Raw genomic sequence first — 15,333 nt, forward strand, 5'->3', positions numbered from 1 at the left:
TATAAAATATGAGTTGTGCCCTAATCAATTGCTGATCTGATTAGGGCGCTTTTTTTACAGGTTTTTGGTCACAATTTAACTAAAAATAGGCATATTTGAAGATAGCCCCACAAAATGAAACCGGATATAATTGGTCTCGTAATCAGTTAGTTCATTCGAAAAACTAAGTAGCACTTATTTTAAACCAACTCACATTCACAATTTCGTGATGAACTGCACGATGACAATCACTCAAATTTCTACCTTGTTGTCCGTAACCAAAACTTGTTTTAACTCATAGATTGGGGGAATCATCATGGCTTCTAATGCAGGCCAAGATTCATCTACACAAAACAATGAATTTGCTAAGCTCTCCTGGCGCGAGCGGATCGCGTACGGGGCTGGTGACTTCGCGCAAAACCTGATTTTCGGGACGATCGGTTCCATGTTACTGTTCTACCTCACCACTGTTTACGGGATTTCCGCCGCAGCCGGTGCCACAGTTTTCTTAGTTGTTCGTTGGATCAACGTTTTCTGGGATCCGTGGGTCGGTGCTTACGTTGACCGTTCTGCTGTGACAAAGGTTGGGAAATACCGGCCATTCCTGTTGAAGTTCGGTGTGCCATTAACCATTTTATCAGCGCTTTTATTCCTGCCAATTCAAGCCGTTCGTGGCAACGTCATTTACGCGTTCGTTGCTTACATGTTAACCGCCATGGTCTACTCATTGGTTAACATCCCATACGGTGCCTTGAACGCTTCTCTTACCCGTGACAACCAAGAAGTTTCAACCTTGTCGACTGTCCGGATGACTGAAGCCAACATTGGTAACTTATTGGTTTACACATTCCTGCCATTATTCGTTCAAATAGCTTCACCAGACAAGCAATTGAAAGACATTGGGTTGTTTGGTATCAAGCTTCACCTTGGGAACTACAGCTCACCACACGCTGGCGGTGCTTACTTCCTCGTTATGTCGATCTACATGGTCATTGGATTCTGCATGTTGCTGTTCACTTACTTTGGTGTTAAGGAACGGGTTCTCCCTACGGAACAAGAAACAGACTCCGTTAAGTACTCTGATCTTTGGACTGAATTAAAGAACAACAAACCACTTCAAGTTTTGGGTCTGTTCTTCCTGGTCGGCTTTACCTTCATGTTCTTTGGGAACACTGTATGGCCTTTCTACACCCAATACAACATTGGTCACCCAGAATGGATGGCTTCAATTAACTTGATCGGGTCAATTCCTGGTATCTTCTTAGTCTTCTTATGGCCAATCGTTCGTAAAAAGATCGGGAAGAAGGGCTTCTTCTACCTCTTCTTGGTTCTGTTCATTATCGGGACGTTAATCATCTGGGCATGGTCATTACCACAATTCAAGAACCAAACTACCCTTGGTTACATTGGTCGTTTCTTACAACAATGGGGCTTAACTGCCGCTACTGGGTACATGTGGTCAATGGTGCCAGAAGTCGTTTCTTACGGCGAATACAAGTCAAAGAAGCGGGTTGCTGGGATCATCAACGCCATCATGGGTCTGTTCTTCAAGATCGGGCTTGCACTTGGTGGGATCATTCCAGGTTACATCAACGCCTACTTCAAGTTTAACGGTGCTGCCGCTACCCAACCACACGCTGCTTTAATGGGTATCCAGTGGTCAATGGTATGGCTGCCAATCATCATGGCCGTCGTTGCCATCATCATCATGAGCCGTTACCCACTGACTGATGCCCGCGTTGACGAGATCAACAAAGCCATCGTTGCTGATAAGAAGAACGCTTAAAGTTGCTAGAGTGTGGAGGAAAACGGTTTGAGGGCGGAGCCTAAGTAACTCTGACAGAAATGCCCGGGTTTGGTATTTTTGTCAGAGTTGCTTAGGCAGCAGCCCTCAGTTTTCCGGAACGCGTTTCAGCTATGTTGCCTAGAAAGTTTAGTCCGTTGCATTGCGTGATTTGGTGCTCCGCAGTGGTGGCTCGCGAATGAGCTGACTCGATTTCCACTGCGTGGCTCTCGAGTGGATCTCATTCGTCTCGCATGCCACTGCTCCGCACCAAATCACTCCATTCCACTCACATAGTCGTTCTCGCATAGGTTCGTTAAGCATGCGATTGTCAGTTAACCCTGGTTCGCAGATTATCCGCCCTCGACTGCGTTTAATCGTATTCGGTAGTAACCCCGCAATGTTGTCGGTGGCTGGATAGTGTTTGAGGTTGCATTATGAGTCAGTCATCACCAATGATTGATGAAGATTAAGATAATTCATTTTCAACCGCACGTATCAGCGGAGTGGAATCGGTTGGCATTGCAGGCAGGAGTGTCGGTGTTAGTTAGCGGGCGTTCTTTGTCCGGTTACTAACACGGGAGTCGTAGGAGATCCGTGACTTTCTGAAAGAAAGTCACTAGCTCCGGAGCGACCCCACTCCAGCCTGCAGGGCCAACCGATGGAACGCAGCGAAAGTAACACCAATATCAAAAATATGTAAATAAGTCTGTAGGAGGAATTATCATGAAGATTCAAAACCCTGTATTGCATGGTTTTAACGCTGATCCAAGTATGATTCGCGTTGGTGATACCTATTACATTGCCAACTCAACCTTTGAATGGTTCCCTGGTGTTCGGCTGCACGAGTCTAAGGACTTGGTGCACTGGAACCTGTTACCATCACCATTATCAACAACCACGTTGCTTGATATGAAGGGGAACCCTTCATCAGGTGGGATCTGGGCACCAGATCTGACCTACGCTGATGGCAAATTCTGGTTGATCTACACCGACGTCAAGATTACTGAAGGCGCCTTCAAGGATATGACCAACTACCTGACAACAGCTGATGATATTCGCGGCCCATGGAGCGACCCAATTGCCGTTAACGGTGTTGGTTTTGATGCCTCACTGTTCCACGACGATGATGGTCGTAAGTATCTGGTCCAACAGACCTGGGATCACCGTGAATACCACCATCCATTTGATGGCATTACGTTGATTGAGTTTGACACCGACACCATGCAGTTGAAGCCGCATACCGCCAAGACCATTTACACTGGGACTGATGTCAAATTGGTTGAAGGTCCTCATCTGTACAAAATCAAGGGGTACTACTACCTGTTTGCTGCTCAAGGCGGGACCGTTTACACCCACGAAGAAGTCGTTGCCCGTTCTAAGACACTTGATGCGTTGTCCTTTGAATCTGAACCAGATGGCCCATTCATCACCAACTTTGATACGCCACGGCTGGGCATTCAAAAGCAAGGTCACGGTGCTTTAGTCAACACGCCAAGCGGCGACGAATGGTACTATGCTTCACTGTGTGGCCGTCCATGGCACCACGAAAACGAATCCTTCACTGACCCTCGCGGCTGGTGCACCCTGGGGCGTGAAACCTCGATCCAAAAGGTTGAATGGGATGACGAAGGCTGGCCACGGGTTGTCGGCGGTCACGGTGGTCAAATGGAAGTGGACGCACCAAAGGATGCTATCTTGACGGATGCCCCTGCTAACGGTGACCAACACGACGAATTCGATACCCCTGAATTAAACGGCGAATGGAACACGCTTCGGATTCCATTTGACGACAAGATGGGCTCATTCGGCGATGGCAAGTTGACCCTGATCGGTCAACGGTCACTCGCAAGCGAATTCGACGTTTCCATGATTGCCAGAAGATGGCAGGCCTTCAACTTTGATGCTGAAACCAAAGTGAAGTTTGACCCATACACATATCAGCAAATGGCTGGTTTAACCAACTTCTATAACGATAAAAACTGGTCATTCGTCTTCATTACCTGGGACGAAAAGAAGGGGCATGTGATCGAAGTTGCCGAAAACGATCGGAACAACTACACCTCATACCTCAAGGACGACGCCATTCAGATTCCGGAGGGTACGGAATATGTTTGGTTCAAGGTCAAGGCCCGGACGCAGTCTTACACTTACGAATACTCATTTGACGGTGAGACGTGGCACGAAATTCCAGTTGAATTGGATGCTGCTCACTTGTCAGATGACTACATTCTTCAAGAATACGGTGGCTTCTTCACCGGTGCCTTTGTTGGCCTAGCAGCCGTTGATTACAGTGGTTACAAACAACCTGCTGAATTCGACTACTTCGACTACAAAGAACTCGACTAACTCGCTGTTAGTGGATGTGCTTGATTTCTCTGAAACGCACTTGGATTAAATTCCGGTGCGTTTTTTTTGAAATGATATTTGCTCGTATAGTCCGTTGCATTGCGCGATTTGGTGCTCCGCTGTGGTGGCTCGCGAATGAGCTAACTCGATTTCCACTGCGTGGCTCTCGAGTGGATCTCATTCGTCTCGCATGTCACTAAATGGCCAAAGGATGGCCATCAAGTGACATCGACACCACTGCTCCGCACCAAATCGCTCCATTCCACTCACATAAGCGTTCTCGTATTTGTTCGTTAAGCATGAAATTGTTAGTTAAACCTAGTTTGTAGATTATCCGCCCTCGACTGCTAGTAACTCACTGTTAGCAATGCTTCTTACAATCTTGCAAGCGGTCAGAATACTTCGGTTGGTGTAGTGGAATTCGCCATTTTTGTGGTCAACATTTCGTTACTAAAAAAATTCACAACAATTTATAAAATATGTTGCGATTTTATCAGTTGCGGCTGACCTTAGCTATAAGACGTAACAGCTACAAGGACTGAAGATAGCAACGATTCATTGCAATTTGCAGTCTAGGTGGAAATATGGCGCTAGGTAACTCAAAAAAACGCTCTTAATCAGGTCGGAACTTTGATATAACAGGCGATAAATTGACCTTATGGGATATTCAAACCGGGTAAAGGCTATGTTATGCTAAATGTAAATGCACACGTGATACGGATTAACTTCTAAATGGGGATACGCCTGGTCCAAACACTGACGACGTAAAAAGCTGGAAGTTTTATTGGAGGAGTCACAATGAAAAAAATTAAGGGAATCGTGCTCGCAGCACTCTCTTTGGCACTGATGGTGGGGATTTTTGCAGCTGCCAAGCCGGCACAGGCTGCAACGAAGGTGCCATCAAGTTTACGGCACAGCTGGTACATGACGTTGCCATCAATTAAGGACCCGTCATTTATCAAATTTACGTCAAGGTCAATCGATGTGGGGGACAAGTCGTACCACAACAAGATTTCTGGCAGTAACTTGCAAGTGATCAAGAAGAGCGGCGGTTGGTATGAAATTGGCTATAAGGGGATTACCAACCCAACCTACCGGACAAAGAAGATCAAAATTGGTAACACGAAGCGGACGGTTCTGTTGAAGAAGTACAGCAAGAATTCGCACTATGCTGATGTTTTCTTGAATGGGAAGAAAGTTAAGTTGCTGTTGCAGTATTCTTCTTACTTCCTTGGGTAGAGTGTGAAGCAAGGCGGTTAGAGGGCGGAGCGTAAGCCAACTCTGGCAGAAATGCCTGAACTTGGCATTTTTGCCAGAGTTGGCTTACGCAGTAGCCCTCTGCCTTGCTGAACACGTTTCGGCAATAGAGCAGAGACCCACAAACCGGCAGAAATGCCTGGGTTTGGCATTTTTGCCAGAGTCCGTTACATGGCAGCCCCTTGCCTTGCTGAACACGTTTCGACAATAGAGCAGAGACCCACAACACCGGCAGAAATGCCTGAACTTGGCATTTTTGCCAGAGTTGACTTACGCAGTAGCCCTCTGCCTTGCTGAACACGTTTCGGCAATAGAGGCGAGAAACCACGTCACCAATAGTATTCAGTAACAGTTGAACACCTGAACTATGGCATTCTGTGTGTATTGCATAGGTGATGATTCTTTGCTGAACAGTTTCAACAATAGCGCACCAGTTCGCATCGCCGAAACACCCCAGCAACAAGTCTAAAACTAAAAAACGATTCAACGTTAAAAAGCGCCTACCAAGGGCGCTTTTTTGCATCACAAAATTCATTTTACATTCCCATAAAACCCAAGTATCATAGGACTATCGAACAAAACGGAGGCCTCACCTTGAACAAAATCGCCCTTGCAAGCCAGTTTCTCACAGCACACCTGAACCAGTTTGAGTGTCCTGTGTGCCACGCCCCATTTACAGCAATAGATGACGGCACGTTGCGTTGCCAAAACGACCACACTTTTGATCTATCCAAGAAGGGGACACTTTTCTTTCTGAACGCCCCCGTTAACACGGAATATACGGATGAGATGCTGCGCAACCGGCAACAGATGCTTACCAGCGGTTTCTTTGAACCGATGCTGGGTGAGGTCGTCAAGCATCTGCAGGGTGATCTTGTTTTGGATGCCGGTAGTGGGGAAGGGACAACAACTAAATGGCTTGCTTCCCACTATCCATCAGGTGATTTTGTTGGGTTGGACATCTCAAAGCCGGCAATCAATATCGCTGGTTCCGGCGTGGTCAGTGATCCGCAGCCGTTGTTTGCGGTTGGTGACCTTGCTAAGTTGCCGTTTGAAACCAATGCGCTGAGCAGTATCGTCAACATTCTGTCGCCAGCAAATTATCAGGAGTTTGACCGGGTGCTGCAGCCGGGTGGTGTGCTGATCAAGGTTATCCCAAACAGCCATTATTTGACCGAATTACGCCAATTTGTTTATCCTGAAGGGGAACATGCCACTTACGACAATGCACCAGTCAAGCAGCATTTTATTGCTCAATATGGTGAGGTTGACTTCGTGCCAGTCCAGTACCAGTTTGAGTTGACGCCAGCCTTGTTTAAAGCACTTTTTGCAATGACACCGCTGACCTGGCAGGCTAGTGAAGAACGACGAAATGAGATCTTAAACCAGGGATTACCTAACATAACAGCTGACTTTGAAGTTGGTATCGTGCATCTGTAACTAAAAGCGCCCAATCTGTTGAAGATGGGCGCTTTTAATTTGTCTATCACTAAATAAGCAACGATAGTTATATAAAATGATGAAAAAATGAATTATAATCATTTTGTAATGTTATACTTAGCTTTAAATTGATCGACACAAACGACCGTGAGGAGATGCGAGATGACTGCAACGTTTAGTGCGTTACCATATTGGCTTTGGGGCATTGAACTCGGCATTGCGGCCTTCTTCATGTTCGGCTTTTTGACGGTCTATTTGAATATGACGCGACGGGCATTCGATACGGAAAACGACTCAGCCGCTCACCGTCTCTTGTGGCGAGTCGGTCTGGTCGTGCTGACGTTTGTGACCGGGATCGCGTTGAATATTCAGGGTGATTTTTCGGAAACGAATTCGTTGATGTATTACAGTCTGGCAGTGTTTGTTTTCGTGTTTCCACTGACTGATGAAGAGATAAATTTTGTTGAGTACGCCATTCGAGCAGTTGGTGTCGTTGGTATTGGCCTTGCCCATCACATGCCAGTCATGGGTGCAGTGCGGACGTTTGGTTTCGCGGCCCTGCTGGCGTGGGTCGTGGTGGTTTACCTGTTTCATAAACGCGTGCGGCATAAGTTACTGATCAACCTGGTGATGAGTGTGATCTACGCAAGCCTGTTTTGGTTGACATTACCGCCGACTGCCATTAAAGTGGCGGGCACTCAAGGACGAATCGAAACGCAGGGGATGATGATGTACATCATCATTTCGACTGGCGTGTTCGTTTTCTGGAATAGTTTGTGGGCCAATCGTCAGCGGACGCAACACTACGCAAAGATTGCCAGCTTCGATGCCTTGACGCACGCAAAGAGTTTTTCGTTGTACCAGCATGAAGCTGCGACGATGTTCGCAGATGCTCGCGTTCGGCAGTCACCGTTCACGATGGTGGAACTGGATGTCGACCATTTTAAAATCGTTAACGACCAATACGGGCATTTAGCCGGTAATAAAATGCTTATCCAGGTGGCAACGACCCTTAAAACCTGTTTGAAACAGGCGAGCGCACAGTATCAGGTCTACCGGACTGGCGGAGAAGAGTTTACCTTGGCGCTACCGAACACGGATCTGACGCAGGCTTTACCAATTGTGACCCAGTGTTGGCAGTCCGTCCGCAAACAGGTCTGCCACTATGAAGACCAGGCGATTTAGGTCACGATATCGATGGGCGTGTCGCAGGTTCAGACTGCGGATAAATCGGTGGAAGATGTGTATAAACGGGCGGATGACAGTCTTTACGTTTCGAAACGAAATGGCCGCGACACGATTACGGTCGACGGTCAGACACGCCAGGTCAAGTTGAAGGCGGGTATTAATGATAACTACGCGTTCTTTGTCCAGGGCGTTTACGACGATGAGACTGCGGATCAGGCACGGATTCGAAATGAGTTGACGCTGTATCATCATGATAATCAAACGAACCAGTGGGAACCAGCACCAGCCACAGAGCTGAGCGTGGAGCGACTGTTTCAGCTGATTCGCGAAGCGGTCGTGAATTTGGTGCTGCAACGGGTCCAGTTACCCATTCCGCAAGCGCGATTTTTAGATGCGAAGGTCATTGATAAATTGTCGCAGTTTATGCGGTCATCGGACGGACCGGAAACGTTGACGCTGGTGCTGATGCAGCTACCGGATAAAAGTGCGTTGCAGGCAGCTGTCCATGCGTACCACTTAGCGGGCATTGACGTCATTTTAGATGTGACCTCATGCGAGAAGCAAGCCTTTGCGCAACTGCAGGAAAGTCACCCATTTGACGGTTTAAAATATACATTACCGGCTACCGAGGGAATGACAAACCGCGCCAAGGCGTTACTGTCAGCACAAGCCTGGTACGTCCAGGCATTGGAGTGGGCAATCCCGATCATTATCGGTGGCATTAAGACCAAAAGCGAAGTTGACTGGGCGCAATCGCAGGCGAAGATTCATTTGTTGATTGGGGATTATTATGAGACAGCAGAGTTGCCGATAATTGGGTAGCGTGTGGAAGTAACGCTATGTCTTCTGGAGGGTCTTTCCAATGATAGGTAATAGATCCGTGCCAAATTGCTCCATTCCACTGACGTTGAGAACCTTTTTAACACTAGTTAAGCATCACAATAGCGTTAAAACCAGTTGGCAGAGAATCCGCCCTCGACTGCTAGTAAGGCTATTAACAGCAATGCTTTTCATGACATGTCAGTCACCAGTAACGATTAATATAGAGGTTTCGTGATACCACTTTTGAAGACTTACTAGCTATGACGACCACTGCCAGAATCAAAGCGTAGTGGAACCGTTCGACCGCACCTCAGCCTGCGGGGCCGAACGGTTGAACGAAGCGACATTAGAGTGCTGCTTTGAATCACTTAACATTGGCAAGATCCTCCTCAAAACTAAACCTCGGATACATCGAGCAATACTACCAAACAAAAAATAAAAAAGGCGTCGCAGCATCATTGCTGTGGCGCCTTTTAACATTAAATCCTACTTAGTTACATAAATATAAAGCGTACTGGTCGAATACCCCAAACTAAACGTGACGCCATTCGAGTGAATGGTTTCAGTAGTTGTTTGACTCGAATTCTTCTTATTTGAATTATTCGAGAAAGTCTTCAACACATGTTTAGCATTGGCGCCAACCCCGGTTGCCAGGACTGAGAAGGTCATCGCAAACTTCTTGGCTTGCGTGTCGTTCTTCAGTGCTGAGATTGGGACGATGAGTGTTGCACCCATGAGCTTGCCGTTGTAAACGTTGGTCCGCACTTTGTAGTGCTTGGTTGTCTTGATGGTGTGGATACCGTTCTTTGCAGTGGCTGGCAAAGTATCGTTTTTAACACTCGCCTGAGCCTTCTTCAAAGCGGGGGCAAGTGATGCCTGTGTGGCCTTTAACTTGGCGGCTTGCGTCTTCAAGGCTTCACCCTTAGTTGCGAGGTCTTGCAAAGTTGCAGTAGCCGAAGTGTCGCCCTTCGCGAGCTTGGCCTTGGCTGTCTTGACCTGTGCTTGAATCGAGGCGGACTGCTTCTTTAGCGCAGCGGCCTGATCCTGCAGGTTCGTTGCCTTGGTCTGGTTACTCTTGGAGAGTGCCTCGCCTGCTAACGTTTGGTTGTAAGCCGTTTGGAATTTGGTATAGGTCATAATGGTCTTGCGTTGGGCAACCGTTACTGTTTCAGTATTGCCGTTCTTAACGCTGACCTTGACTGTTTGCTTGTAAGGCTTGGCCGGAATGGTCAGTGAGTAGCCTTCAGATTGCGATTTTGTTGTTTTGGTACTGCCACCGTTGATGGTGTAGCGAACAGTACCCTGATTGGTCTTACCCTTGATGACGGCGGCCATCCCACTTGGGGCAACGGAGTGGTCCTGTACGGAAACAGAAGCCTTGCCGCAGCCGGCGAGTGCGAGACCCAGCAGGACAGCTGAGAGTAAAACACCAACTTTTTTCGTCATGTTGTGGCCTCCTTTAGTCGAATGACACGTTGTCAGAGAATTGTGAGTTGTACAGTGTTGCGTAGAAGCCGTTTTGGGCCAGCAATTCGTTGTGGGTCCCGGTTTCAACAACGGCCCCGTGGTTCATCACGATGATGTTGTCGGCATTTTGAATGGTGGATAGCCGGTGCGCAACGACGAAGCTGGTCCGGTTCTTCAGCAGTTCGCTCATGGCGTGCTGGATCTGAACTTCGGTCCGGGTGTCGACGGAGCTGGTGGCTTCATCCAAAATGAGGATCTCAGGGTTCGCAACAAACGCCCGCGCAATGGTCACAAGTTGACGTTGTCCCTGTGAAATGTTGGAAGCTTCTTCGTTCAAAATAGTATCGTAGCCGTCTGGCAGCTTGCGGACGAATTCGTCCACGTGGGCGGCCTTGGCGGCGTTCATGATGTCGTCCTTCGTCGCGTTTTCGCGGCCATACTTGATGTTATCGTAGATGGTCCCGGTAAACAGCCAGGTGTCTTGCAGCACCATGGCGAAGTGTGAACGCAGGTCTTCACGGTCGAGGTCACGGGTGTCAGTACCGTTCAAGCGGATGGCACCGCCCTTAACGTCGTAGAACCGTTCCAGCAGGTTGATGATGGTCGTCTTCCCAGCACCGGTCGGCCCAACAATTGCGACCTGTTGTCCCGCCTTAACAGTCAGGTTGTAGTCAGTCATCAACAGCTCATCTTCGTAACCGAACTGAACGTGTTCGAGTTCGATGAGGTTGCTGGTGTCTTCAACGTCGCGGTTTTCCTTGGTGTCCTTCATTTCTTCTTCATCCATGACTTCAAAGACCCGTTCGGCTGAAGCGATGGTGGATTGAATGGTGTTCATCAAGTTGGCCAGTTGTGAGATAGGTTGTGAGAATTGATTGGTATACTGCAGGAAGGCTTGCACGTTCCCTAAGGTAATGGACCCGTTGGAAACGCCGATCCCACCGATAACGGCAACGAAGACGTAGCCGATGTTGTTCAGGAAGATCATCAATGGCATGATGATGCCGGAAATGAATTGGGCTTTCCATGCAGCTTGGTAATAGTTCTTATTTTGAACTTCGAAGCTTTCAATCGTGTTGTCTTCCTTATTAAAGCTCTTGAGAACTTGTTGACCAGCGTAGTTTTCTTCCACTTGGTCGTTTAATAACCCAAGGGATTTTTGTTGCGCAGCGAAGAACTTTTGTGACCGCGGAGCAACGATGCCGACGATGATCAGGCTCAGTGGAATGGTGACCAGCGCGATCAGCGTTAACTTCCAGCTGATGGTGAGCATCATCCAAAGGGTCCCGATAAAGGTCACGGTACTCGTAACCGCTTGGGTCAGGGGTTGTTGCAGGGTGCTGGCGATGTTATCCATATCGTTGACAGCCCGGCTCATAATATCCCCGTTACTGTGCGTGTCGTAGTACTTGATAGGCACAACGCGCATCTTTTGTTTCATGAATTTTCGCAGTTTGTAGACCGTCTGTTGTGAGATCCGCGTCATGATGTACTGTTGCAGGAAACTGAAGATGGCGGAAGCGGCGTACATCAAACCAACGATGAGGATGATGTGCACGATCTTCTCGTAGTTGATTGGCAGTCCCGCAATGGAGAAGCCGGCTTTTTGTTCAGACTGGCCCTTCATAACGCCCTTGAAAATTTCGGTCGTGGCTTGACCTAAAATTTTCGGGGTTCGGATCTGGAAGATAACACTAATGATGGCGAAGGCCAACACGAAGCACAGGCCGACCAGCCGGTCTGACATGTAGCTCATGATCCGACGGGTGGTGCCCCAGAAATTCTTGGGCTTTTCGACGAGCCCGCCGTGGTTGCCGGGACCGTGTCCGCCCATCATACCACGCTGTTGTTGTGGTCTTGGCGTCTCTTTATCAGCCATTATTTGTCATCCTCCTCTCTCAGTTGTGAATGAATGATTTCTTGGTAAACGGTATTGGTCTTCCGGAGTTCATCATGGGTACCCTTACCAACGAGTTTCCCGTTATCCATAACGAGGATCAGGTCAGCATCGGCAACCGTGGCGATCCGTTGGGCAACAATGACCGTGATCGATTGTTGAATGTGCTTGTCGGCGCGTAAGGCAGCCCGCAAGTCGGCATCGGTCTTGAAGTCCAGGGCGGAGAAGGAGTCATCGAAGACGTAAACGGATGACTGCTTGACCAGGGCCCGCGCAATGGCTAAACGTTGCCGTTGCCCTCCAGAGAAGTTGCCGCCATACATGTCAAGGCCGTCTGGATCTTCTTCAACGAAGTCCCGAGCCCGGGCAATGTCCAGTGCGTGCCAGATTTCATCATCGGTGGCGTCCGGTTTCCCGTACTTCATGTTATCCCGCAGGCTCCCAGTGAATAGAGTGGCCTTTTGTGGGACAAGGGAAACGGCATTACGGAGCTGGGTAGTGTCGAGCTTACTGATGTTAGTGCCGTCGAGTTCAATGTCGCCTTTTTCAACGTCGTAGAACCGTGGGATCAGGTTGATCAGGGTCGTTTTCCCAGAACCAGTCCCACCAATAATGGCCACCGTTTGCCCGCTGGTAGCGCTGAAGTCGATGTCGGTCAAAGCCGGCTGTTCAGCGTTGCGGTAACGGTAGGTGACGTGGTTGAAAGCCAGTGAGTGGTCAGCAGATTTGTCATCGAGTTCAGCTGGGGTGTCGGGAACGGTCATGGTGGACTTCAAGTTGAAGACGGCTTGGATCCGCTTGGCGGATGCTTGCGCCCGAGGGATGAAGATCAGCACCATGGAAAGCATCATGAAGCTCATGAGAATCTGAGTGGCATAGGTCATGAACGCAATTAAGTTCCCGACTTGCATGGCTTGACCACCAATGAGTTTGGCACCGAACCAGATAATGGCGACGTTGGTCCCACTCATGATCAAGGTCATGACAGGAAGCGCGAGCGCCATAATGGTGTTCACGTTAATGGCGTTCTTGGTGTAGTCGACGTTGGCGTCTTCAAACCGGTCTTGTTCGAATTGGTCTTGCCGGAATGCCCGGATGACCCGAACACCAGTTAACCCTTCACGAAAGACCCGGTTGATGCGGTCAGTCTTGGTCTGCATGGCTTGGAACATTGGCACAGCGAACCGCAACATGATCCCCATAAAAATGGCAAGTAATGGAATAGAAACCAGGAAGATCATGGTGAGTTGGTGGTCCTTAGAGTACGCAAGGAAACTAGCCCCAATCAACATAATTGGCGCCATGATCATCATCCGCAACATCATCATGGCCACGTTTTGGATCTGAACAACATCGTTCGTGGTCCGGGTGATGAGGGATGACGTTTCGATTTGGTCGTATTCATCGTTGGTAAAATGAATAACCTTACTATAGATATCCGTCCGTAAATTCTGACCCAACTTTTGTGAGGTCCGGGCGGCGAGGAAGACGTTACAGATGGCCGCTGCAATACTCAGCAGTGAGTAGCCGACCATTTGGACACCGATCTTCCAGATGTAACTGATATCCCCCTTAGCAACCCCGTTGTTAACAATATCTGACGTTAAGTTAGACATGTGGTGATAAGTCAATAAAATAAATTAAAGCAGACGGGATTTGGTTCTGCTCAACACTTGGAAAATGGTGCACTTAAATAAGCCCACTGATTTTCGATTTTTGAAAATCAGAGCTGATGGCTTGACCTTAAGCTGGTTTTATATGCCTATACCGATTCCTCCTTTTGATAGAGTTGGTGTCGACGGAGTAGGACGTCAAGCACCCTGATAAGCTTTCTTGCGGTTAATGCGAGGCCGCGCTTTCTAGGAGTCTTCGTAACTTCGGACATCTTTTTTTCAAAATAGGAACGAAATACTGGATCATAGCGGGTTACCGAACCGGCAGCTTCGATTAGGTAATAGCGTAGATACTTGTTTCCAGTATGCGTCCGAGGCGTAATCTGTCCGTTAAAGTCGCCAGACTGGTTTTGTTTCCAGGCTAATCCAGCATAGCGAGCCAGCTGAGTCTCTTTATCAAAGCGTTCAATCTGGCCAATCTCGGCTAAGATACCAGCCGAGTAAACTGAGCCGATACCAGGAACCGATTGAAGAATTTCAGTTTCCGGTAATACCATGACAACCGCTTCGATTTGTTTATCAAGTTCTTTGATGAGTTTTTGGTAGGTTCGAATCTCAGTGGCATAGATAGACACATTGATATCGATAGAGTTTTGGATGACTTTAGGTAAGCGATACGAGCCACGAACGGCCCTTTGAATCGCTTTAGCGGTCTTCTCAGCATCAGCAAAGCGGCCATGACCAGCGGCGTTTAAATAGTCAATTAAGTCTTCGGTCGAGGCGTTGATGAGCTCATCGGTGGTCATTTCATCAGTGAGTAGGTTAAAAATAGAGCTACCAAAGACCGCCACCTTTTCTCCTGAGGAGTTTACAGCGAGTTTATTGACTTTATAGTAAAGGTTCTCTAAGAAGTGTTGTTTAGAACGAGCTAATGAGGTCACAAGTTCAAAACGAGAACGGGTAAGGCGTTGAAGCGCAATATATTCATCCTCACGAACCAGACTGGTGGTGAAGCGACCATTACGTAGGTAGTCAGCAATATAAAGTGCGTCAATGTGGTCGTTTTTATTGTCTTCAAAAACGTCTTTATAACGCTTAGTATCACGGGGATTGAGAACGACCGCTTCGGTATTGAACTGAGCTAGATCGTCATCGTTCATAAAGAAATAAGCTGGATGGAAACTATAAATGGAAGTCGATTCCATACCAATCGTAATTTGTTCAAAATGACGTTGTTCATTCAATGCCAAGATGATGGTCTTAAGTTCCGTGGCGCCGTTGAGATCATTCTCAAAGGCACCTTGGAAGACAGGTTTTAGCGCTTCAGAAGTCATCATCACAACTTCAAGCGTTTTCGAACTAACATCAATGCCGACAAGTAATTTCATTGGGATGGCCTCCTTTCATAATTATTGTCTGGTCTTAAGTTGGACACCATGTGATAACCCCTAATTACAATCACTAAACACATCCTCGCAGATAAGAATTCATGGGTGACTAAGTTCAAGCTGCGGCTAGTCCTACTCAGACTAGTGAAC

At 47.9% G+C, this 15,333-nt stretch carries 10 protein-coding genes and 1 pseudogene; 6 read left to right on the plus strand and 5 right to left on the minus strand.

The features are described 5' to 3' along the window. Positions 1 to 295: 295 nt before the first annotated feature. The 3 genes from AYR61_RS06185 (at position 296) to AYR61_RS06195 (ending at position 5,350) form a co-directional block, all read left to right on the plus strand. Positions 296 to 1,765, plus strand: coding sequence for an MFS transporter (locus AYR61_RS06185; protein ID WP_065902157.1), 1,470 nt, complete (start codon positions 296 to 298; stop codon positions 1,763 to 1,765). Positions 1,766 to 2,488: 723 nt separating this feature from the next. Next, positions 2,489 to 4,111, plus strand: a complete 1,623-nt coding sequence (locus AYR61_RS06190) for a glycoside hydrolase family 43 protein (RefSeq protein ID WP_065902159.1) — start codon at positions 2,489 to 2,491, stop codon at positions 4,109 to 4,111. Positions 4,112 to 4,909: 798 nt separating this feature from the next. Beyond that, positions 4,910 to 5,350, plus strand: coding sequence for a hypothetical protein (locus tag AYR61_RS06195; RefSeq protein WP_065902160.1), 441 nt, complete (start codon positions 4,910 to 4,912; stop codon positions 5,348 to 5,350). On the opposite strand, the gene AYR61_RS15160 is transcribed toward AYR61_RS06195, so the two are convergent. Beyond that, positions 5,310 to 5,903, minus strand: coding sequence for a hypothetical protein (locus AYR61_RS15160; RefSeq protein ID WP_156652789.1), 594 nt, complete (start codon positions 5,901 to 5,903; stop codon positions 5,310 to 5,312). The genes AYR61_RS06195 and AYR61_RS15160 overlap by 41 nt on opposite strands. 59 nt (positions 5,904 to 5,962) lie before the next feature. Between AYR61_RS15160 and AYR61_RS06200 the strand changes: the two genes are divergently transcribed. The 3 genes from AYR61_RS06200 to AYR61_RS06210 all read left to right on the plus strand — a co-directional run bounded on the left by AYR61_RS06200 (position 5,963) and on the right by AYR61_RS06210 (position 8,818). After that, positions 5,963 to 6,808: a methyltransferase domain-containing protein gene (locus AYR61_RS06200; RefSeq protein ID WP_065902161.1), complete on the plus strand. Its 846-nt coding sequence runs from the start codon at positions 5,963 to 5,965 to the stop codon at positions 6,806 to 6,808. Between the two features lie 162 nt (positions 6,809 to 6,970). Continuing rightward, positions 6,971 to 7,993 carry a GGDEF domain-containing protein gene (locus AYR61_RS06205; protein WP_065902163.1) on the plus strand — a complete coding sequence of 341 codons (1,023 nt, stop codon included), beginning with the start codon at positions 6,971 to 6,973 and terminating at the stop codon, positions 7,991 to 7,993. A gap of 12 nt (positions 7,994 to 8,005) precedes the next feature. Then, positions 8,006 to 8,818, plus strand: coding sequence for an EAL domain-containing protein (locus tag AYR61_RS06210; protein WP_065902166.1), 813 nt, complete (start codon positions 8,006 to 8,008; stop codon positions 8,816 to 8,818). Positions 8,819 to 9,304: 486 nt separating this feature from the next. On the opposite strand, the gene AYR61_RS06215 is transcribed toward AYR61_RS06210, so the two are convergent. The 4 genes and pseudogenes from AYR61_RS06215 to AYR61_RS06230 form a co-directional block, all read right to left on the minus strand. Then, on the minus strand, positions 9,305 to 10,264 hold the full coding sequence (locus tag AYR61_RS06215) for a PspA/IM30 family protein (RefSeq protein ID WP_065902168.1): 960 nt from the start codon (positions 10,262 to 10,264) through the stop codon (positions 9,305 to 9,307). Positions 10,265 to 10,277: 13 nt separating this feature from the next. After that, positions 10,278 to 12,164, minus strand: a complete 1,887-nt coding sequence (locus tag AYR61_RS06220) for an ABC transporter ATP-binding protein (protein ID WP_065902170.1) — start codon at positions 12,162 to 12,164, stop codon at positions 10,278 to 10,280. Then, a pseudogene (locus AYR61_RS06225) lies at positions 12,164 to 13,801 on the minus strand (ABC transporter ATP-binding protein); the annotation flags it as partial. The gene AYR61_RS06220 and the pseudogene AYR61_RS06225, both read right to left, overlap by 1 nt. Before the next feature lie 143 nt (positions 13,802 to 13,944). Continuing rightward, entirely contained in the window at positions 13,945 to 15,183 is a 1,239-nt protein-coding gene (locus tag AYR61_RS06230; RefSeq protein ID WP_065901908.1) for an IS110 family RNA-guided transposase, read from the minus strand. Positions 15,184 to 15,333: the final 150 nt, after the last annotated feature.

The organism is Secundilactobacillus paracollinoides (genome assembly GCF_001702155.1).
GTDB lineage: Bacteria > Bacillota > Bacilli > Lactobacillales > Lactobacillaceae > Secundilactobacillus > Secundilactobacillus paracollinoides.